Source organism: Niveibacterium sp. COAC-50 (genome assembly GCF_013184235.1).
In the GTDB taxonomy this organism is placed as follows: domain Bacteria; phylum Pseudomonadota; class Gammaproteobacteria; order Burkholderiales; family Rhodocyclaceae; genus Niveibacterium; species Niveibacterium microcysteis.
The window spans coordinates 1,022,383-1,042,737 of sequence record NZ_JABCJM010000001.1 but is presented as its reverse complement, the minus strand read 5'-3'; the positions used below and the strand labels follow the sequence as shown (position 1 = coordinate 1,042,737).

Below are 20,355 nucleotides of genomic sequence, written 5' to 3'. Positions count from 1 at the left end.
CGCTCAAGCGCTGAGCAGGAAGTCCCGCACCAGCGCGATCTGCGCGCTGTCCATCAGCATTGGCGCGTGGCCGACCCCAGGTACTTCCATGAGCTTTGCCTGCGGCCCCCGCCGACCCATTTCGCGGTGCGTTTCGGGTGTCAGCAGGTCGGAGCTTTCGCCACGCAACGCAAGCGTCGGGCATCGAATCGCGTCATAGATCGGCCACAGGTCAACGTCGTTGAGCACGGGCGCGCTTCGGAACACATCGCCGATGCCCGGGTCGTAGCGCATCTCAAAGCCGCCGCCCGCGCGCGCGCGCACCGAGGTTTCCGTCATGCGACGCCACTGTTCATCGGTTAGCGGGCCGAACGGCGCGCTGACGGCGCGAATGTAGCTCTCTGCCGCTGCGAAGTCCGGGAAGACTGGCGCACGGCCAACGTAATCGCCTATGCGACGCAATGATGCGGCCGTGATGACCGGGCCAACGTCGTTCAGCACGAGGCGCGTGATCGGTGAGTCGGGTTGGGAGGCGATCAGCATACCGATCAATCCGCCCATCGAAGTACCCACCCAATGGACCGACTCCACACGGCTGCGAGCGAGCAGCACCATCATGTCCGACACATACTGCGGCAGGCCGTAGGCCGACTTTGCCGGCAGCCACTCGCTGCGGCCTCGCCCCACGACATCGGGGCAGATCACGCGATAGTCCGACGACAGCGCTTCGGCGAGGTCGTCGAAGTCGCGGCCGTTGCGTGTCAGGCCATGAACGCAGACAAGGACGTCGGGGTTATGCCGATCACCCCACTCGGTGTACGCGATCCGGTGCAAACCCTGCGGATTCGCACACCGCACGGTGGCCTCACGCATTGCAGTGGATGAGCCCCCGCCAAACCAAGCCTTGATGCCTGTGAGCATTCGGTAACCTCCTGCTGCGTCGCGACCTGTGTTTGAGTCTATCACCGGGAGACTGACGACTCCGCGTGCCAGTATCGGCGCGCCACATCGCGCCACCTCGTCACGCTGACACCGTCAGGCGCGAATCGCATCTGTATCGCGCCGTCGCGATCCGATCGAAGATCCTCGGCGCCGGCTTCACCGTAACGCTCAGCGACTTCCGCATGCGGATGACCGAAGCGACTGCGGTAGCCGACGGCGTACAACACCCAACGTGGCGACAGGGTGTGCACGAAATCCTCGCCCGACGAACTGCGGCTGCCGTGATGCGGTGCGATGACCACATCGACGGGGCCAAGCAGCCCGGCTTCGATCAACTCACGTTCCGAGGCAAGTTCAATATCAGCTGCGAGCAAGGCCGTGTGCACACCACTGCGCACACGAATCACGCAGCTGTTGCGGTTACCGCCCAAGGCCCGCCCCGGTGCGGGGTGCAGCACTTCGAAAACAACTCCGTCCCACGCCCATTCATCGCCGCGGGCACAGGGCCTGAAACCGGCGCCACGCAAGAGATGTGAGGTCGGAAGCGATCCCATCAGCCAATCCGCCGGCATCGAGCCAAGCACCGCTGCAGCGCCGCCGGCGTGATCACTGTCGTCATGGCTCACCACCACGCCCGAGAGACGATTGACACCCTCACCACGCAGGTAAGGCACAACAATCCGCTGGCCCGCATCGCTGCTCGTGCCGAAACGCGGCCCGGTATCAAACACGAGGTCGTGCGCCGCGGTGCGCACGTGGACCGCCAGGCCTTGGCCCACATCCAGCATCGTCATCTCGAAACTGCCCGTCGGTGGCCGTACCGGGTGCCAACACAGCAAAGACAGCAGGATCACCGCTGCCGCGCCACGCCCGGGTGCCCCACGTGGCGCTAGCAGCCACACGGCGGCCACCGACGCTGCGAGGATCAGCGGCAACGGTGCCGCCGCCTGCTGCCAGACAGCCCATTGAGGCCCCGAAAGCCACGCCAGCACCTCGGCAAGCTGCCCGAACAACCACGCCGCAAGGTGGAGCAGCGGCGCCCAGTCGAGCACCACAAACAAGAACTCCAACGGCAGCAGCACGAAGGTCACCAAGGGTACGGCCATCAGGTTGGCGACCGGCGCCACCCACGACATCTGCCCCGTGAGCGCCAGCAAGGCCGGCAACATGCCAAGCCCGATCGCCCACTGCGCAGCAAGCCAGCGGCGCCACGCCGGACTCGACTGCTCATGCGGGCTCGCCGCCCACAAAAGCAGCGCGACCGCGATGAAGGACAACCACGTTCCCTTGCTCAGCACACACCAGGGGTCCCACAGCAGCACAGCAACCAGCGCCGCGGCGAGCGCAAGGACCGGCCGCACCGCACGGCCACCAAAGTTCGCGAACGCAATAACAGCAAGCATCACCAGCGATCGCTGCGCTGGCACGGCGGCCCCGGCGAGCGCCACATAAGCGGTGGCCGCCAACAAGCCGAACAGGGCCCCGGCGGATTGGGCGGGTAGCCGCAGGGCCAGCCACGACACGCGCCGCCACAGCGCGGCGAGCGCCGCCCCTGCAACCAGCGCCCAGATCGTGACATGCAGACCGGAAATGCTGATCAGGTGGGTGATGCCGCTGCGCGAAAACAAGGTCCATTGCTCGCTGCTCACACCATCCTGGTCACCGATCGCCAGCGCCACCAGTACCGCACGCCAGGGCGAGTCCGGCAAGGCACGCTCGAAGCGATCGCGGATCGCCTGCCGCCATTGCTCCACGATGATCATCGGGGAGCGTGTCGTATCCGGCAGTCGCTCAGCATCGCGGGACTCGCGCACGTAGCCACTCGCACCCAGGCGCTGCGACAGCATTTGCGCCTCGCGATCACTGCCGTGCGGGTTCAGGCTGCCGTGCGGACGCTTGAGGCGGACGGTCAGCGCCCACGCTTCGCCGGCCCGCAGGTCGGGCAGCACCTCGTGCGCATTGCGGTACCAACTCAGTTGCAGACGCGACGGCACCCCAACGGGCGGATCGAGGGTTTCAAACACAAATCCGATGCCGTGATCCACCCGGCGCGGCATCTCGACGATTCGGCCCCGCACCGCAATATCCTGCCCCTCAAGTGAGGCCGCAAGGCGGTCTTGCAGGCGGACGGTGGCGCGCAGCGCGCCCGTACCGTAGCCGAACGTCAGGGCAGCGACGCAGACCAGCACCCAGGCCAAACGGCGGTCAAGCCGGCCGGACAGGCTGAACAGCGGCAACATCGCGCCAAGGCCGACAAGCCAGTACGCGATGTATGTTGGCGGCAGCGTCTGCTGGCTCTGCAGCAGCAACGTGCCCGCGAGCAGGCCAGCCGCAAGGGGAAGGATCAGCGCCAATTGCTCAGCGCCATGCCGTTTGCATCATGCGGCGGATTCTCGCCGCATCGGCCTCAGATGCGCGTGCGACGTTTCACATCAGCGTGACGCAGCAAATCAGTGGACCGGCGGGTAGGACCAATCAACCTGTTCGGCCGCCAAGCGTTGGCCAGTCGGCGCCATCGCACTGTAGGCCGCCAGGCGCTCAGCAGGCACAGCACCAACGCGAAGCGCCAGATCGCTGAACCGCACGCCCTGTCGCGCCAGATGACTGAGGTAGCTGTGGCGCAAAGCGTCCGCCGTAACCTCCGCCGGCGCCAGCACCCCGGCATCATGGGCCAGGCAGAGCAACAGGCTATCCAGCGCAGCCCGGTCGAGCGGTGCGCCGGCGGCATTACGCAGCAATGGCTGGTCCGGAGCCTCGCTACGCAAATCGGCCAATGCATCGGCGGTCAAACCGATCCGCCTGGGCGACGCTCCGCCAACGCGTAGGGCCGCCTGCTCGAGATCCACATCGCCCGCCCGCAAAATGAGCAATTCCGAGGGGTCGACACCAGCGAACAGGCAGCGAAGAGCAACCCGTGACGCGCCCGATGCAGCGGCCAGCAGGGCACTGGACTCCGGGTCCGACAGTTCCCGAGGCAGCGCAAGCGGTGCCGGTAAAAGATCCGGCCGAGCCGCATGCAACTGCGGTGGCTGCGCGTTCGGGCCGATCTGCAGTGCGCTCGCGCCACCACCCAGCCAGACTGGACTAACAACAACCGCTGGCTGTGGTCCACGCGATTGCAGGTAGTCGACAAGCCACACTGCGAACAGCGCCGCCAGCAGCGCGGCCGCCAAGACAATCGCTGCGTCGCGCGCATAGCGGGGGCGCCAGGTATCGTGTGGCGTACTCGCCCATTCGATTACGGACAGCGACGGCATGCGCGCCCGCTCACTCGCCTCAAGCTTGACCAGGCGTTCGAGCGAACTACGATGTAGCGCCTCAAGCTGATCCAGTTCGTCCTGCATCGCCTTGTACTCGCTCACGCGAATCGCGAAGGACTGCACCACGCCCCGTGCCCCGGCCATTTGCTGACGGAGCCGGTTGGCCGCCTCCTGGGCGGTGGCGAGCTCCTCCTGTGCTTCGGCGATCGAGGCGTCGCGGCTGGCGCTACGTTGGGCCTTGAGCTGCGCTTCAAGTTCGGCCAGGCGCGCCCGCAGCGCCCGTGCATTCGGGTCGATGGCCATGTAATCGGCGGTGTAGTTGCGCTCCATGTCGCGCAAGGCCTCACGCGTTTGCGATGCGCGTTGCTCGATCGAAGCGAGCGTCGGATTGTCGCGGGCACGCTCGATCGACTTGCCGGCGGCGGCTGACTCACGCAGCGAACGCAGGCGCGCTTCGGCCGCCACCACGCGGTCGTTGGCCACGTTGAGCGAAGTGCTCATGTCCTTCACGCCACTGAGCAGCGCGTTTTCCTGATGGTTCGCCGAAACGATGTTGTGCTGGGCCTGGAAGGCTTCCACTGCGGCACGCTTCTCCGCGATGCGTGCGCTCAGGCGATCGAGTTCCTCGCGCGACTGCGTAAGTGTCTGCGCCGCAGTCTTCTGGAACTGCTCGGCGATCTCGTCGCGGTACACACCGATCAATCCATTCACAAGGCGTGCGAGCGCGTCCGGGTGACGGCCCACCGCAGACAGCTCGACGATACGGCTGTCGGCAACGGCCTCGGCCGACAAAATGCGCTGGATTGCATCGGCAGACTCCAGGCCGTCCATCTCGACGCCCGCCCGATGCAACTGGTCACGCACGCGCTCGATCAGCGGGCGGCCAGTCAGGCGCTGCACCTCGTCCGCCAGGCCAGGCGCCGGCGGCGGGGCCGCATTGCTCGGCTGCTGCGATGAGGATACTGGGGGCAGGCTGGCGGCAGGCGTGATCTGGACACGTGCCTCGGCGCGATACTCCGCCGGACGCGAAAAATCGTAGATCAAGCCCAGCACGCTGCAGGCAATGAACACGGCGCCAAAAACCCGCCAACGGCGCAAGCGCCGCACCTGAAGATCCGGCCCCAACGCGGGCGGTGCAGAAAACACGCCCGCCCCACGCATCGCCGCTCCGGCAAATGAACTCATGTTGTCTCCCCGCCTACCGGTCCCGGCGACAACGCCTGTCCGCAACCCCCGCGTCGTAGGCAGACCGGTTTTGCCTTAATCCAACAGCATGGACCCGAATTCGGGCGATTGCCACCGCAGCAACACCCGGGATACGCGCCGCGTTGAACACGTTGCGTCAGCCGTCACGCTTTTGATCTGCGTCGGGGTCATTGCCTGCAAGCACATGCTCGAATCATGGCACCCGGAGGAAGAACAGATCATGCGACTGCCCAACCCGGTTCGAGCCCTCATACGACGCCGCAAGCGCACCCAGCATCACTACACGCTGGCGGTGCACCGCGCCATGTCGCGCACCTCGCTTCGGCTCTCCGCCAAGGCGGCATGGGGGATCGGGGCATTAGGCGCGGTCATGGTGATCGGCAGCATCGGTTACCACATCATCGGCGGCGACCGGCACAGCTGGCTGGACGCGATCTACATGACCTTCATTACCGTCGCGACGATCGGCTACGCCGAAGTGATCGAGCTCGACCACAGCCCCGGCGGCCGCATCTTCACGATGCTGATCGGCACCGCGGGGCTCGCCACCGTCTGGTTCCTGTTTTCAACGCTGACCGTCTTCCTGCTGGAAGTCGACCTGAACGCCACGCTGCGGAGGAAACGCATGCAAAACCTGATCCGGAAGATGCACGGCCACTACATCGTCTGCGGCTTCGGGCGGGTCGGGCAGAACGTTGCGGCGGAACTGGAAATGACCGGCCGCGCATTTGCCGCCATCGACCACGATCTGCCGATGCTCGAAGAGCGCAAGGAACGCGACGAAGCCCTGCTCTATCTGCACGGCGACGCATCCGATGACGAGTTGCTGGTTGCCGCCGGGCTTGAGCGCGCACGCGGCATCTTTGCCGTGACCGGCGACGACAGCCTCAACCTCATGATCACGATGACCGCGCGGCAGATCAACCCACGCATCCGTATCGTTGCGCGCAGCCACGAGCCGCGCAACATCGGCAAACTGCGCAAGGCCGGCGCCGACGAGGTAGTGTCGCCCGACTTCACCGGCGGCGTGCGCATCGTCGCCGCGATGATCCGCCCGCACGTGGTGTCCTTCCTGGACGAAATGCTGCGTTCCGAACACCGGCTGCGTGTCGAGGAAGTCCGAGTACCCGCAGACTTCGAACCGCGCCCGCTATCGTCGCTGCGCACACGCAGCGCGCACTTCGTGCTGCTTGCGATCAAGGGCACGCAGGACTGGATCTTCAATCCGCAGGACGACGCCGTGGTGATGCCGGACGACACACTGATTGCGATGTGCTCGCCCGCCGGACGCCGCGAACTGGAAGAAATGCTCGTACTTGAGCCGCCGCGCGCCTGAGCGCCGGCGGCGTAACACGGTGTCAGGCCTCGGCGAGCACGCCGTCAGTCAGGGTCAGCCTGCGGTCCGCCCGCGCCGCAAGCGCAGGATCGTGCGTGACGATCACCACCGAGGTGCCGATACGCTGGCGCAGCGCCAGCATCACGTCGAAAACCGTCTCCGCGGTATGGCGGTCGAGGTTGCCGGTCGGTTCATCGGCCAGCAGACAGGCGGGCTCGGTGACCAGCGCCCGTGCAATCGCCGCGCGCTGGCGTTCGCCACCCGAGAGCTCGCCCGGCGCGTGCTCTAGGCGGTGCCCCAGCCCAACCGAGGTCAGCATCTCGGCCGCTTTGGCCATTGCCTGCTCGCGCGGCATGCGGCGGATCAACAGCGGCATTGCAACGTTTTCCTGCGCCGAGAATTCCGGCAGCAGGTGGTGGAACTGGTAGACGAAGCCGAGTGATGCGTTGCGCAGGTGGCCACGCTCGGCCTCGGACAGCGTCGAGAAATCGCGACCAAGCAGGCGCACCGTCCCGGCCGTTGGCTTATCCAGACCGCCCAGCAGGTGCAGCAAGGTACTCTTGCCGGAGCCCGACGCGCCGACGATCGCGACGCTTTCGCCACGCGCCACCGACATCGCCACGCCATCCAGCACGACGACCGCACCCGGCCCATCGCCATAGCGCCGGCCCAGGCCGACGCAGGACAAGACTTCGTTCTCACTCATAGCGCAGCGCCTCCGCCGGATTGATGCGTGCAGCACGCCAGCTCGGGTACAGCGTCGCGAGCAGCGTCACTGCGAAGGACAGCACGGTGATCGTGATGACGTCGCTCCACAGCAGTTGCGAGGGCAGTTCCGAAATGAAGTACACGTCCTTGGCGAGGAACTGCATGCCGAAGGTCCGCTCGATGGCTGGCACGATCACATCGACGTTGAGCGCCAGCAGCACGCCGCCGGTCACGCCGATGCCGAGCCCGATCAGGCCCATGATCGCCCCCTGGATCACGAAGATCGTCATGATCGATTTGGGCGAAGCCCCCAGCGTACGCAGGATCGCGATGTCCGCCTGCTTGTCCTGCACCGCCATCACCAGGGTCGACACGATGTTGAATGCCGCCACTGCAACGATCAGCGACAGGATGATGAACATCACGTTCTTTTCGATCTGCACCGCGCGGAAGAAGTTGGCGTGGCTGCGCGTCCAGTCCGATACGCCGATGCTCGGGTCGAGCTTGCTCAACAAGCCACGCGCCACTTTCGGCGCGGCGTAGAGATCGTCCAGCGCGAGCCGCACGCCGGACACTGAATCGCCCATGCGATATAGCGCCTGCGCGTCTTTCATGTGAATCAGCGCGAGCCCGACGTCGTATTCGAACATGCCGATTTCGAACACGCCGACGACGGTGAATTGCTTCAGGCGGGGCAGGATCGCCGCGGGCGTGACAAGGCCGGTTGGCGCAATCAGCGTGACCTTCTCGCCGGGCATTACGCCCATCGCCTTGGCGAGTTCCGACCCGAGGATGATGCCGAACTCGCCCGGCTTCAGATCGGTTAGCTTGCCCGCCTTCATGTTCTTGGCGAAATTTGCGACGCGGTCCTCGGCTTCCGGCATGACGCCACGGATCAGGGTGCCACGGACCGATTCGCCCATCGACAACATGCCCTGCTGCTGCACGAAGGGCGCAACCGCCTTGACGCCCGGATACGCCGCCGCAATCTTCGCCGCGCCCTGCCAGTCGGTCAGGTCGCCCTCGTAGGCAACGATCTGTGCGTGGGCGGCTACGCCAAGGATGCGGGTGCGCAGTTCCCGCTGGAATCCGTTCATCACCGACAGCACCACGATCAGCGCCGCAACGCCGAGCGCAATGCCGAGCATCGACACCATCGAGATGAAGGAAATGAAACGGTTGCGGCCCGCCGCGCGGCGTCGGGCGCGCACGTAGCGGAGTCCGATCAGGAGCTCGTAGTTCATCGGCACCGGTCGGCCGGCGCGGCGCAAATATCGGTTCGCACACGCGTCGGCAGGGAGTTCGAAGGGGTTATCTTTACGCACGAGGCCTCAGCCCTTCTGGGCGGAGGCCTCGCGTCGGTGCATGTTACACTCCGCCGCCCGTCGCGCGGGAAGTCATTGATCTGCCTGAGATTATGCAAGTCTCCATCGTCCTACCCGGGCTCCATAACGATGCCGCAGACGCCGCGTCGGCCCTGCGCAGCACCGCCCTGCCCGGCCTCGCCTGGCTGCTCGGTCGCGCCACGCTCGCTCAAATTGCACCCGCCAGCAGTACATCGGCCTTCGCCAGCCGTTTTGGTGTTGCAGACTGCGCCACGGCCACCCTGCGGCGCGCCGGTGAGCAGCATCTGCCCTTGCCGCAGCCCGGAGACATTTGGCTATGTGCAGATCTGGTCGGCCTGCATTTTGCGCGCGACCAGATGGTGCTGACCGCGCCTGAGGGGCTCGCCCTGGACGCGAACGAAGCCCAGTCACTGGCGGAGCCCCTGCGCGACGCGCTGCAGGAAGTCGGCGAATTCGTGCTGGCCAGCCCCGAACGCAGCTACCTGCGGCTGAACGCACCCAGCGATGCAATCTTCAGTGATCTCATCGACGTTGCCGGTCGCCCGGTCGCACTGTTTCTGCCGGAGGGCCGTGGCGGTCTGCGCTGGGGGCGAATCATCAATACGGTACAGATCGCACTGCACGACCACCCGGTAAACCGCGCTCGTGAGGCAGCCGGCCGTCGCGCTGCGAACAGCCTGTGGTTCTGGGGCGAAAGCCGCATGACCGCAACGCCCCAGCACAGCGCCGATGCAATCTACTGCGACAACCCCGTGGCAGCCGGCCTCGCACGCCTGGCCGGCAGCACGCCGCAGGCGCTTGCGACCTTCGCCGACGCACCTGCATGCCGTGAAGCCTTGTTGCTGATCGACGCCCTGGATGCGCCCGCCCGCTTTCGCGACACCAGCCGCTGGCTCGATGCACTCAAGGCGCTGGAAGCCAACGTATTCGCCCCGCTCGCAGCGCGCATGCAACGCAGTGAAGTCACGCGTGCCGAGATTGTCGCGCCCGGCGAACGTGGCGGCATCGCGCTTGACGTCACCCCTCGGCGCTGGGCTTTCTGGCGCAAACCAATTCCCCCGGAACAGCTGCTCACCACGCCCATGCCGGCCGTTGCAGGACGCTGATGCAAATTTCCCGCCGCCCCTGCCCGGAAGCCCCGGCTCGCCGCCTCGCCGACGCCGGGCTGCCGCCCCTGCTCGCCCGCCTTTACGCCGCACGCGGCGTAGCGCGCAAGGACGAACTCGACTACGCCCTGACCGCACTGCTGCCGCCCGATGGCTTGCGCGGTGTTAAAGAAGCCGCGGAACTGCTGGCCGATACCCTCGCGGCGCAAGCGCCGATGCTGATCGTTGCCGACTACGACTGCGACGGCGCCACGGCCTGCGCCGTTGGCATCCGCGCACTGCGTGCCTTCGGCGGCACCGTCGATTACCTGGTGCCGAACCGCTTCAAGTTCGGCTATGGCCTGACACCGGCGATCGTGGCGCTTGCCGCCGAACGCAAGCCCGCCCTGCTGATCACGGTGGACAACGGCATCGCCAGTGTGGAAGGCGTCGCTGCCGCCCGCGCTGCGGGCATCACAACGCTGATCACCGATCACCACCTGCCGGGCGACACGTTGCCCGACGCCGATGTGATCGTGAACCCGAACCAGCCGGGCTGCAGCTTTGCGAGCAAGCACATCGCAGGTGTCGGCGTCATGTTCTACACGATGCTTGCGCTGCGCGCCGAACTGCGGCGCCGTAACTGGTTTGCCACGCGCGAAGAACCAAAACTCGCCGATCTGCTGGATCTGGTCGCGCTCGGCACCGTCGCCGACGTGGTGAAGCTGGATCAGAACAACCGGATTCTGGTGCACCAAGGCTTGTCCCGCATGCGTGCCGGCAAGATGCAGCCGGGCATCCGGGCGCTGTTCGCTGCGGCCTCGCGCGACGCAATGCGGGCCAGCACCTTCGATCTGGGATTTGGCCTCGGCCCCCGGCTCAACGCGGCTGGCCGGCTCGCCGACATGTCGCTCGGCATCGAATGCCTTATCACCGATGACCCGCTCCGTGCCACGAACCTCGCGCGCGAGCTGGACCGAATGAACCAGGAACGACGCAGCATCGAAGAAGACATGCAGGCAAGCGCCGAGCTGATGCTGGACGCGCTGGGCGACTCCGCGGCGCACGGCGTAGCGCTGTTCGATGCCGACTGGCATCAGGGCGTGGTCGGCATCGTCGCCGGCCGCGTCAAGGAGCGGCTGCATCGCCCGGTGATTGCCTTTGCGCGCAGCGACGATGGCCTGATCAAGGGTTCGGGGCGTTCCGTCGCCGGCGTGCACCTGCGCGATGCGCTGGACTTGCTCAGCAAACGCCAGCCGGATCTGATCTTGACGTTTGGCGGCCACGCCATGGCCGCGGGCGTGTTGATCCGTGAAACGGACTTCCCCCGCTTTGCGGCGGGCTTCGATGCCGTAGTGCAGGCGCTGGCCGATGACGAGGCGCTCAACCCGCGCCTTGAAACGGATGGGGAACTCTCCCCCCACGAGATGTCGCTCGAAGCCGCGCGGTTGATCGAACGCGAGATCTGGGGCCAGGGCTTCCCGGCGCCGCTCTTCTCAGATGCCTTCGAAGTGGAATCGCAACGGCTGCTGAAGGATCAGCATGTGAAGCTCACGCTGCGGCGCGGCAACGAACGCTACGAAGCGATCCGCTTCCGCCATGCCGACCCGGCGCCGGATCGCCTGCATGCAGCGTTCCGGCTCTCGGCCAACGAATACCGCGGCGTGGCGTCGTTGCAGTTGCTGATCGAGCACTGGGAAGACGCCACGGGGGGCTGACCGCCCCCAAGGCGTTCAGGTAATCGTGAACATCTTCGAGAAGTTCGCGATATCCAGCACCTGGCGCACGCTGCCTTTGACACCGGCAAGTGTGACGAGCTTGTTGGCCTGCTTCGCCTTGTCGCGTAGCAGCAGCAGCATGCCCAGCGCGGAGCTGTCCAGATAGCTGACATCGGCGAGGTCGACCGTAAAGGAGGTGGTCGCCGGGAGCGCCACCATGCGCTCCAGTGCTTCGCGAAACTCGCGGTGTGCATTGAAATCGAAGCGCCCGCTGAGTTTTAGCAACGCGACGCCGTCGCGGGTCGTGACATTGGTTTCCATCTTCTGCTCCCTGGCTCAAACCTCGAAATCAACTGGCGCGGCGCACCGACTGCCTGAGCCGCGCCACCACCCGCTGGGCTACTTCGTTGAGTGGCGATACCTCGTCCACCGCACCGATCTGCGCGGCCTCACGCGGCATGCCGTACACCACGCAGCTTTCCTGATCCTGGCCGATGTTCCAGCAGCCAGCTTTCTTCATTGCAAGCATGCCCTGTGCACCGTCCTTGCCCATGCCGGTCAGTATCACACCGACCCCGTTCGCGCCGACATGCTTGGCGGCCGAGTGAAACAGCACGTCCACCGAGGGGCGATGACGATTCACCGGCTCGGCCTTCGATAGCTCGCAGCAATACAGCCCGCCACTGCGTTTGACGAGCAGATGCGAATGCCCGGGGGCAAGGTAAGCATGGCCGGGCAGGATCTTCTCGCCGTCCTCGGCTTCCTTGACGCGCACCTTGCAGAGGCCGTCCAGCCGCTTGGCGAACGAGCCGGTGAACATCTCCGGCATGTGCTGGACGATCAGGATGCCGGGCATCTGCTCGGGGAAACGGGTCAGCACCTCCTTGATCGCTTCGGTACCGCCGGTCGACGCCCCGATCAGTACCAGGCGGTCACGCAAGGTATTGCCATCCAGCGCCGTGGGCGTTGCGCCCCCCGTGGCGCTCGCGGCGGTGGCAGCCGTTGAAGCCGCTGCCGCCGGCTGCGAGTACTTCGCCGGTGAGCGCAGGCGCGCCTGATGCGCAGCGCGAATCTTGTCGCAGATCTCGTCCGCGTAAGGGCGGATACCCTGCGCCGAATTGAGCTTCGGCTTGGTGATGAAGTCGACGGCGCCGAGCTCCAGCGCGCGGAAGGTCACGTCCGAGCCCCGCTCGGTCAGCGTCGAGATCATCACTACGGGGGTCGGCCGCAGCCGCATCAGCTTGTCGAGAAACTCCAAACCATCCATGCGCGGCATTTCGATGTCCAGCGTCACCACATCGGGGTTGCGCTGCTTGATCATCTCGCGCGCAACGATCGGGTCAGTGGCCGTGCCGACGACTTCGATATCCGGTGCCTGGTTGATCAATTCGGAAAGCACCGAACGCATCACTGCCGAGTCGTCCACGATGAGTACGCGGATTGCCATGTCTGCTTCTCGCCTTAATCGAACAGTTCCACATCACCGCTATGTCGCGGTGCATGGGTGAGCCGTTCGCGGTAATCGCGTTCGCGGTCGATCACGGTTTCGTTCCGCAGATCGACCAGCTTCTTCACCATCACGCGCCCGCTCACCGGAAAGAAATACACCTTGCGCGCATACACATCGAGCAGGTCTTGCGCGATCACCGGTATCCGCTCAAGTTTCAAATAGTCGAGCACAAAAGCCGAATTGCGGTCGCCCACACTTGATCCGGTCAGCGCCGCCATCACGCGGCCACCGCCGAAAACCTTCGCTTCGAGGCTGGATCGCCGCGCGCCCATGCCTAGCAGCCGGTTGATCAACACTTCCATCGCGAATGCGCCGTAGCGGGCGGACTCGGATAGCACACCCCGCTCACCGCTATCGGGCAGCATGAAGTGGTTGAGCCCGCCGATGCGCTTGTCACGGTCCCGTATGCAGGCCGCAACGCAGGAGCCCAGCACCGTCACGATCGCCATGTCGCGCGTCGTGGCGTAGTACTCGCCGGGCAACACCTTTACCGCATCGCATGCGAAGTTGCGATCGTAGTAGGCGTTGTCCGCCAGGTGTGGATCGAGAGGGTCGTAGTCAGCCCCGCTGGTCGGTGCGGGCATACACCGTTCTCCCGAGCGAGCGGAACAGATCGGCCGCGTGCATGAAGTTCTCGGAGTGGCCCGCGAACATCAGCCCCTCGGGCCGCAGCAAAGGCACGAAGCGCTTTAGGATCGTGTATTGCGTCGGCTTGTCGAAGTAGATCATCACATTGCGGCAGAAGATCGCATCAAACGGCCCCTGCACCGGCCACGAGGGCTCAAGCAGGTTGAGGCGGCGGAAGCTGAGCAGGCGCTGCAACTCGGGCCGCACACGCACCTTGCCCGCCTGCTCGCCGGTACCTTTGAGGAAGAACTTCTGCAGCCGGTCACGCTGCAGGCGATCGACACGGTCCATGCCGTACATGCCCAGTTCGCCATGCCGGAGCACGTTGGTGTCCAGATCGGTCGCGACGATCTGTACCGGAGGCGAAAGCGTGTTGTAGGCCTCGCAGGCGGTGATCGCGAGCGAGTATGGCTCTTCGCCGGTCGATGCCGCACAGCACCAGATCTTGACCGTACGCTTGGGGTCGAAACTGCGCAGCAGGTTCGCCAGCGTGTCGAAGTGGTGCGCTTCGCGGAAGAACGAGGTGAGGTTGGTCGTCAGCGCATTGACGAATTCTTCCCATTCTTTCGGATCGTTGCTGCGCTCCAGGTTATCCAGATAATCGGAGAATCGGTGTTCGCCGCGCGCACGCAAGCGGCGAGCAAGGCGGCTGTAGACCATGTCCTGCTTGATCGGCGACAGTGCGATGCCGGCGTGCTTGTAGATGAGCGCCCGGACCCGTTCGAAATCCGCCGGCGTGAAGGCGAATTCGCGCCCCGACACATCGATCTTGCCAAGCGAATCCACGATCTTCTGGCGTGCAGCCGCACCCGCAGGTAGCGCGGGGGCCGTTGTGGCACGCAGCGGCGCCGGCGCTGGCCGCGCAGGTGACAGCGGGGCCAGGGGTTTGCGCGTCGTGGTGCCGAGGGACGGCCGCGCCGGCGCGGCCGTTGCCCGTGGCGGCACCAGCGGCGCACGCGGAGGAATCTTCGAATCAGGCTTGTCACTCATGTCTGCTGCCTTCCCGCCATCTGCTGCCTAGAACCCGCGCCGGCCGCGTGCAGCGGGGTGGTGTGTCGCGGTGGAAAGGCGGAAGGTCGCCACGGCCGCGGTAAGGGTATGCGCCTGGTCCTCCAGGCTTTCCGCCGCTGCGGCCGCTTGCTCGACCAGGGCCGCGTTCTGCTGCGTCACTTCGTCCATCTGCGTCACCGCCGACGCGACCTGATCAATCCCTTCTGCCTGTTCGCGGCTCGAGTTCGCGATCTCGTTCACCAACTGCGTCAGCTGGCGGAAGTTGGCGACCATCTCTTCGATCGTCTCGCCCGCCTCGCGCACCTGCTGCACGCCGCCGCGCACCTTGACCTCGCTCTCTTCGATCAGGCCCTTGATCTCCTTGGCTGCCTGCGCACTGCGGTGGGCAAGGTTGCGCACCTCGGACGCCACCACCGCGAAGCCCCTGCCCTGCTCGCCGGCCCGCGCCGCTTCCACAGCGGCGTTGAGGGCGAGGATGTTGGTCTGGAACGCAATCGAGTCGATCACGCTGATGATCTCTGCAATCTTCGAGGCACTCTTCTGGATTGCGTCCATCGTGCCGACGACCTGGCGCACCATCTCGCCGCCACGCTGCGTGACGCCGTCGGACTGACGCGCCAGCGCACTCGCATCGGCCGCTGTCTGGGCATTGTTGCGAACGGTGGAGTTCAGTTGCTCCATGCTCGCCGCGGTTTCCTCCAGGCTCGATGCCTGTTCTTCAGTGCGTGACGACAGATCCGCATTGCCAGCAGCAATCTCCTTCGCCGCCGTGTTCACCGCTTCCGTAGCCTGCTGGATCGTGCCCATCAGGTCACGCAAACGCGCAACGGTGGTGTTGGCATCGTCGCGCAGCTGGCCGAACACGCCGCGATAGTCGCCTTCGACGCTGCGTGTCAGGTCGCCCTGCGCGATCGACTGCAGAATCGATGCAATTGCGCCCAGGCCGGCCGAGGTCGTTTCGACCATGCGGTTGAGGTTTTCGGAGAGCTGCAGGGCGAAGCCTGTCTTGCCCTCAAGCGCCAGCCGGTGGCTGAAGTCGCCATTTGCGGTGCCCTCGACCAGGGTCGCCACCTCGGCTTCGATCGCGAGCTCCGCAGTGCGGTCCAGCCATTCCACCGCGGTGCCCAGACGCACGCCACGGGGGTCGACCACCGGGTTCACTGTCAGCGTGAAAGTCCGGCTGCCGATCGAAACCACGGCCTTGTGCGTGCCCTGCAGCCTTGCAAGCAACTGCTGCTGGTGCGCCGGGTTCTTGTGGAACTGGTCGATCGACGTGCCGATGAGCTTCGAGACATCGAAGCTGCCAAAGGCCTTCCGCATGTCCTCCGTAGCGTCGCTGAAGGTGCGCTCCAGCGACTTGTTGAGGTAGATGATCCGATTGTCGCGGTCGGCGATCATCACGTTGGTGGCAACGTTGTCGAGGCCGGTCTTGATGCGCAGGCTTTCTTCGACCACGCGGTTGATCTCCGCGATGTCGAAGCCGTGGCGGATCAGCATCGATTCGACACCCTGCACAAGCCGCCCGATCTCATCGTTGCGCGCCACGGCCAGCCGATCTTTCAGGTTGCCCTGCGCCACACGCTCAACCGTGGTGACCGCCGCAGCCAGTCGGCGCTGCAGGTTGTGCGCCACACTCCTGCCGAGCCCCGCGAGCACCACGAGCATTGCCCCAAGGGGCAGCAGAACATCCGGCGCCCAGTGTCCGCCGCCCGCGCGCCATACGGCGGCAAGCGCCAGCAGCGCCGAGAGCGCACAGCCCAGCCAGACTTTGCTGACGAGCGGCACGTCGGCCCACTTCGCCAACAGCGCGGGAATACCGTTGCCGACCACCTCGCCGTTGCGCACGACGGCGCTGGCCCGCTGTGCGCGCAGCTGTGCGTAGAAGGTCTCAGCTGCCTGAATCTGCTCGCGGCTCGCCTTGCGGCGAACCGACATGTAGCCGGTGATCTGATCGCCCTCGCGCAGCGGCGTCGCGTGGGCTTCCACCCAGTAGTAATCGCCGTTCTTGCAGCGGTTCTTCACCATGCCGATCCAGGGACGCCCGGCCTTGAGGCACTTCCACAAATCGTCGAAGGCTTCCGGCGGCATATCCGGATGACGCACGATGTTGTGCGGCTGCCCCATCAACTCTGCCTCGGTGAAGCCGCTGATGTCGATGAAGTCGCGGTTGATGTAGGTGATGCGGCCCTTCGTATCGGTCTTCGACACGATCATCGTGTCGACACTGAGCTCGACCTCGCGGTCGGTCACCGGCGTGTTGATGCGCATGAAGGCTGTCTCCCCTTTTTGCCGTATCTCGTTGGCCGCTTACGCGGCTCAGAATTCCTGCCAGTCGGACTCAGCGCTTGCCGGTTGCTTGCGCGGCTTCGGGGCGCCCTTTGGCGCCACCGGCGTACGAGCGATTGCCGGGGTGCGCACCGGTGCAGCATGAGCCGGAGCCTGCGCAATGGTGATTGGCGCCTGATAGCCGGCGCCAGCGTCAAGCCGGAAGGCGGCCACTGAACTCGCCAGCATCCTCGCCTGTTCCTCCAGGCTCTCGGCTGCGGCCGCCGCCTGCTCCACCAGCGCCGCGTTCTGCTGCGTCACTTCATCCATCTGGCCCACTGCAGCGGCAACCTGATCGATACCTGTGGATTGTTCCCGGCTTGCTTGCGAGATGTCCGTCACCAACCGGGCGAGTTCGGCAAAGTTGCTCACCATCTCGTTGATCGTGGCGCCGGCATCGCGTACCTCGCGCGCGCCTTCGCCAACCTTGTCCACACTGTCGGCGATCAGGCCCTTGATCTCCTTCGCGGCTTGCGCGCTGCGCTGCGCAAGGTTGCGCACTTCCGAGGCGACCACCGCGAAACCGCGCCCCTGCTCACCCGCCCGCGCGGCTTCTACCGCGGCGTTGAGCGCAAGGATATTGGTCTGGAACGCGATCGAATCGATCACGCCGATGATGTCGGCGATCTTGGTTGCGCTGGACTGGATCGCATCCATCGTCGTGACGATCTGGCGCACCTTGGCGCCGCCTTCCTGCGCCACCGCGTTCGACTGCGACGCGAGGCGGTTCGCCTGCGCTGCGCTCTCCGCGTTCTGACGCACCGTGGCGTTCAGTTCTTCCATGCTGGAGGCGGTCTCTTCAAGGCTGGAAGCCTGTTCCTCGGTGCGACCGGAGAGATCCGAATTGCCGGCGGCGATTTCCTGCGCGGCGGTATTCACGGCGTCACTCGCCTCGCGGATCTGGCTCAGTACCGCGTTCAGGCGATCGACCGTCTGATTCGTATCCTCCTTGAGGCGGCCGAACATGCCCTGGTAGTCGTTCTGGATGCGCACCGTAAGGTCGCCTTGCGAGATCGCGTTGAGCACACCCGCCACATCTTCAAGACCGCCGGAAACGACGCCGAGCAGCTGGTTCATCGCCTCCGCGAGTTGCCGGAAGAAACCCTCCTTGTCTGCCACCGTCAGGCGCTGTGCGAAGTCGCCGGCGACTGCGGCACGCAACAGCGCAGCGAGTTCCTCCTCGGCCCTGACCTCGGCCGTACGGTCGAGCCATTCGATCACCGTGCCAAGCCGGCGACCGGTGCTGTCCATGATCGGGTTGGCAGTCAGCCGGAAGCTGAGCGGGCCGACCTTGATGTTGGCGACATGCTTGCCGCGCAGCGCACCGAGCACGTTGCGCTGGTGCGAGGGGTTGCGGTGAAACTCGTCGAAGTTGCGGCCAACGATCTCCTGCGCCCGGAACTGCGGCAACACCTTGCGCAGCTCGTTCTCGACGCCGCCCAGCATCGTCACGACGGACTCGTTGCAGTAGAGAATCTTGCCGTCGTTGTCTGCGAGCATCACGTTGGTGGAGGTCTTGTCCAGCGCGTTGCGGATACGCAAGTTCTCGGCCGCAAGCGCCTGATCGCTCTCGATCTTCTGGCGCAACTGCGCTCGCATGGTGTTGAGCGTTGCGGCGATCTCGCCAAACTCGTCACGCGACGAAACGTCGACGTTGTTCGATAGATCAGCCTGTGCAATACGCCGCGCGCCGTTCTGGATCATGTCGATCGCACGCAACATGCCGGACCGGAAGCCAAGGAACAGGTACAGCGCCAGCAGCACCGCCAAAGCGGCCAGCACGAAGGTGGTGTTGCGCTCGCGCTCAAGGCGGGCGACGCGAATATCGATCGCGTCGTCAAACGCCTTGGCCGCCGCGTCCATCACTGCGTAACCGGCCTGCAGGGCCTCGGTCGACAAGGCCCAAAGCGCGTCCGGGCTCTCATCGACCTTATCGGCCGAGAGCAGACGCCGCACCTCCTGCCGGAATACGTCGGCCTTGGTTTTGAAGGCCTTGACGCTTGGCTCCACATCGCGTGAGACCGTACCCGTGTCATCGAACTTCGCCGCCTTCTCGATTGAGGCCTGCATCACCGAGAGACTCTGATCGGATAGCGCCAGCATCGTTTCCAGTTCGACACGGTCGCTCACCGTCACCTGCTTGGCCAGCACAGCCGAGACGGAGCGCGCTCTCGCCCGACCGAGCGCTTCCACGATGTCCGGCGCGCGGTCGGTAAAGATTGTCATCAGGTAGTAGGTCGAGGCCTCCGGATCCAGCGTGGCGTTCGTGTTGTCGGCGATCAGTGTCATGAACGCCTTGATCTCACCGATCAGCTCGGTATGCAGCTTCACGCTGTCCGCCGCAGAGACCGTGATCGCCTTGGCGCGCACATCCGCCCAATGCGCCTTGAGCTTGCCCCAGGCATCGTCGAGCCCGTACTGCGGGCCTTCGTGTGCTATCACCGCATCCGCTGCCTTGATCGCCGCTTCAACCTTGTCGGCGGCGTCCTTGAGCTTGGGCCGGGCGCTTTCATTGCCACCGATCAGCTGGCGCGCCTGACCGCGGTGCACCTGCACGCCCTCCATCATCTGGCGAGCCGGCAGGAAGTAGTGCGCCGTGAGCGACTCGGTGCGCGCGAAGTGCAGATCCGCCTCGATGCGATGATCCACCTGCCAGACGAGGAATCCGAGCGCGCACAGCACGATCACGCCGATCAGCGCGAACTTGCGCGGCACATTCAGCCGGTTCATCAACGCGAGAGAGGGTTTGAGCAGGGCTTGCATGTCAGCGCTCCGGTCGGATCGTGTGTCGGTGCGTCAGAGAATGGCTTCGTCAACAAGCGCCATTTCGCTGGCGCTCATCAGGCGTTCGATGTCGAGCAGGATCAGCATGCGCTCTGCCACCGAAGCGAGGCCGACGATGTACTCGGTGCGGATCGCGGAACTGAACTCCGGCGCAGGGCGTATCTGTTCGGGTGCCAGGGTCAGCACGTCCGACACGCCATCAACCACCACGCCGACTACCCGCGCCCCAACATTGAGGATGATCACCACGGTGAAGGGCGTAAATTCGGCGGTACCCGCTTTGAACTTGATCCGCAAATCCACGATCGGCACGATGATGCCGCGCAGATTGATGACACCCTTGATGAATTCCGGCGCGCCAGCGATGCGCGTCACCGCGTCGTAGCCGCGGATTTCCTGAACCTTCAGGATATCGATCGCGTATTCCTCGCCGCCCAGCGTGAAGGTCAGGAATTCGCCTGCCACCACACGCCCTTCCTGCGCGACCGTCATCTGCATGTTGGCGTCAACCATGCTTG

15 protein-coding genes are annotated in these 20,355 nt (G+C 65.1%); 3 read left to right on the top strand and 12 right to left on the bottom strand.

Features of this window, described 5'->3' with window-relative positions; all coding sequences use genetic code 11:
* Positions 1 to 3 precede the first annotated feature (3 nt).
* The 3 genes from HH302_RS04660 to HH302_RS04650 form a co-directional block, all read right to left on the bottom strand.
* Entirely contained in the window at positions 4 to 900 is an 897-nt protein-coding gene (locus HH302_RS04660; protein WP_371814567.1) for an alpha/beta fold hydrolase, read from the bottom strand.
* A gap of 41 nt (positions 901 to 941) precedes the next feature.
* Positions 942 to 3,275 carry a DNA internalization-related competence protein ComEC/Rec2 gene (locus HH302_RS04655; RefSeq protein ID WP_172198847.1) on the bottom strand — a complete coding sequence of 778 codons (2,334 nt, stop codon included), beginning with the start codon at positions 3,273 to 3,275 and terminating at the stop codon, positions 942 to 944.
* Between the two features lie 96 nt (positions 3,276 to 3,371).
* Positions 3,372 to 5,366, bottom strand: a complete 1,995-nt coding sequence (locus HH302_RS04650; RefSeq protein WP_172198845.1) for a hypothetical protein — start codon at positions 5,364 to 5,366, stop codon at positions 3,372 to 3,374.
* A 241-nt stretch (positions 5,367 to 5,607) separates the two neighbouring features.
* On the opposite strand from HH302_RS04650, the gene HH302_RS04645 reads away from it, so the two are divergent.
* Entirely contained in the window at positions 5,608 to 6,723 is a 1,116-nt protein-coding gene (locus tag HH302_RS04645) for a TrkA family potassium uptake protein (RefSeq protein ID WP_246479620.1), read from the top strand.
* 22 nt (positions 6,724 to 6,745) lie between these two features.
* Here the strand turns inward: HH302_RS04645 and lolD are convergent, their stop codons facing one another.
* A complete protein-coding gene (gene lolD, locus HH302_RS04640; RefSeq protein ID WP_172198842.1) occupies positions 6,746 to 7,429 on the bottom strand; it encodes a lipoprotein-releasing ABC transporter ATP-binding protein LolD in 684 nt (227 codons plus the stop codon).
* A complete protein-coding gene (locus HH302_RS04635; RefSeq protein ID WP_172198839.1) occupies positions 7,422 to 8,675 on the bottom strand; it encodes a lipoprotein-releasing ABC transporter permease subunit in 1,254 nt (417 codons plus the stop codon). The genes lolD and HH302_RS04635 overlap by 8 nt, the downstream gene beginning before the upstream one ends.
* A 173-nt stretch (positions 8,676 to 8,848) precedes the next feature.
* Between HH302_RS04635 and HH302_RS04630 the strand changes: the two genes are divergently transcribed.
* A complete protein-coding gene (locus tag HH302_RS04630; protein WP_172198836.1) occupies positions 8,849 to 9,883 on the top strand; it encodes a hypothetical protein in 1,035 nt (344 codons plus the stop codon).
* Positions 9,880 to 11,580, top strand: coding sequence for a single-stranded-DNA-specific exonuclease RecJ (gene recJ, locus HH302_RS04625; RefSeq protein WP_371814613.1), 1,701 nt, complete (start codon positions 9,880 to 9,882; stop codon positions 11,578 to 11,580). Before HH302_RS04630 ends, recJ begins: the two co-directional genes overlap by 4 nt.
* A 15-nt stretch (positions 11,581 to 11,595) precedes the next feature.
* Here the strand turns inward: recJ and HH302_RS04620 are convergent, their stop codons facing one another.
* Genes HH302_RS04620 through HH302_RS04590 form a run of 7 tightly spaced genes read right to left on the bottom strand, consistent with a single transcriptional unit; the run spans position 11,596 to position 20,350 of the window.
* The gene (locus HH302_RS04620; protein ID WP_172198822.1) at positions 11,596 to 11,901 is read right to left on the bottom strand and encodes an STAS domain-containing protein; all 306 of its coding nucleotides are present in this window, start codon (positions 11,899 to 11,901) and stop codon (positions 11,596 to 11,598) included.
* A gap of 28 nt (positions 11,902 to 11,929) precedes the next feature.
* Positions 11,930 to 13,027 carry a chemotaxis response regulator protein-glutamate methylesterase gene (locus HH302_RS04615; RefSeq protein ID WP_172198819.1) on the bottom strand — a complete coding sequence of 366 codons (1,098 nt, stop codon included), beginning with the start codon at positions 13,025 to 13,027 and terminating at the stop codon, positions 11,930 to 11,932.
* Between the two features lie 14 nt (positions 13,028 to 13,041).
* Entirely contained in the window at positions 13,042 to 13,674 is a 633-nt protein-coding gene (gene cheD, locus HH302_RS04610; protein WP_172198817.1) for a chemoreceptor glutamine deamidase CheD, read from the bottom strand.
* On the bottom strand, positions 13,649 to 14,707 hold the full coding sequence (locus HH302_RS04605; RefSeq protein ID WP_172198815.1) for a CheR family methyltransferase: 1,059 nt from the start codon (positions 14,705 to 14,707) through the stop codon (positions 13,649 to 13,651). The genes cheD and HH302_RS04605 overlap by 26 nt, the downstream gene beginning before the upstream one ends.
* Positions 14,708 to 14,734: 27 nt before the next feature.
* The gene (locus HH302_RS04600) at positions 14,735 to 16,996 is read right to left on the bottom strand and encodes a methyl-accepting chemotaxis protein (RefSeq protein ID WP_172198813.1); all 2,262 of its coding nucleotides are present in this window, start codon (positions 16,994 to 16,996) and stop codon (positions 14,735 to 14,737) included.
* A 48-nt stretch (positions 16,997 to 17,044) separates the two neighbouring features.
* Entirely contained in the window at positions 17,045 to 19,816 is a 2,772-nt protein-coding gene (locus tag HH302_RS22655; RefSeq protein WP_172198811.1) for a methyl-accepting chemotaxis protein, read from the bottom strand.
* A 33-nt stretch (positions 19,817 to 19,849) separates the two neighbouring features.
* Positions 19,850 to 20,350: a chemotaxis protein CheW gene (locus HH302_RS04590; RefSeq protein ID WP_172198809.1), complete on the bottom strand. Its 501-nt coding sequence runs from the start codon at positions 20,348 to 20,350 to the stop codon at positions 19,850 to 19,852.
* Positions 20,351 to 20,355 lie beyond the last annotated feature (5 nt).

Coding starts and splice junctions, on each gene's coding strand:
- HH302_RS04635 (WP_172198839.1), bottom strand. CDS start 8,675: ATGAACTACGAGCTCCTGATCGGACTCCGCTACGTGCGCGCCCGACGC.
- HH302_RS04645 (WP_246479620.1), top strand. CDS start 5,608: ATGCGACTGCCCAACCCGGTTCGAGCCCTCATACGACGCCGCAAGCGC.
- HH302_RS04660 (WP_371814567.1), bottom strand. CDS start 900: ATGCTCACAGGCATCAAGGCTTGGTTTGGCGGGGGCTCATCCACTGCA.
- HH302_RS04590 (WP_172198809.1), bottom strand. CDS start 20,350: ATGGTTGACGCCAACATGCAGATGACGGTCGCGCAGGAAGGGCGTGTG.
- HH302_RS04615 (WP_172198819.1), bottom strand. CDS start 13,027: ATGGCAATCCGCGTACTCATCGTGGACGACTCGGCAGTGATGCGTTCG.
- HH302_RS04620 (WP_172198822.1), bottom strand. CDS start 11,901: ATGGAAACCAATGTCACGACCCGCGACGGCGTCGCGTTGCTAAAACTC.
- HH302_RS04630 (WP_172198836.1), top strand. CDS start 8,849: ATGCAAGTCTCCATCGTCCTACCCGGGCTCCATAACGATGCCGCAGAC.
- HH302_RS22655 (WP_172198811.1), bottom strand. CDS start 19,816: ATGCAAGCCCTGCTCAAACCCTCTCTCGCGTTGATGAACCGGCTGAAT.
- cheD (WP_172198817.1), bottom strand. CDS start 13,674: ATGCCCGCACCGACCAGCGGGGCTGACTACGACCCTCTCGATCCACAC.
- HH302_RS04650 (WP_172198845.1), bottom strand. CDS start 5,366: ATGAGTTCATTTGCCGGAGCGGCGATGCGTGGGGCGGGCGTGTTTTCT.
- HH302_RS04600 (WP_172198813.1), bottom strand. CDS start 16,996: ATGCGCATCAACACGCCGGTGACCGACCGCGAGGTCGAGCTCAGTGTC.
- HH302_RS04605 (WP_172198815.1), bottom strand. CDS start 14,707: ATGAGTGACAAGCCTGATTCGAAGATTCCTCCGCGTGCGCCGCTGGTG.
- lolD (WP_172198842.1), bottom strand. CDS start 7,429: ATGAGTGAGAACGAAGTCTTGTCCTGCGTCGGCCTGGGCCGGCGCTAT.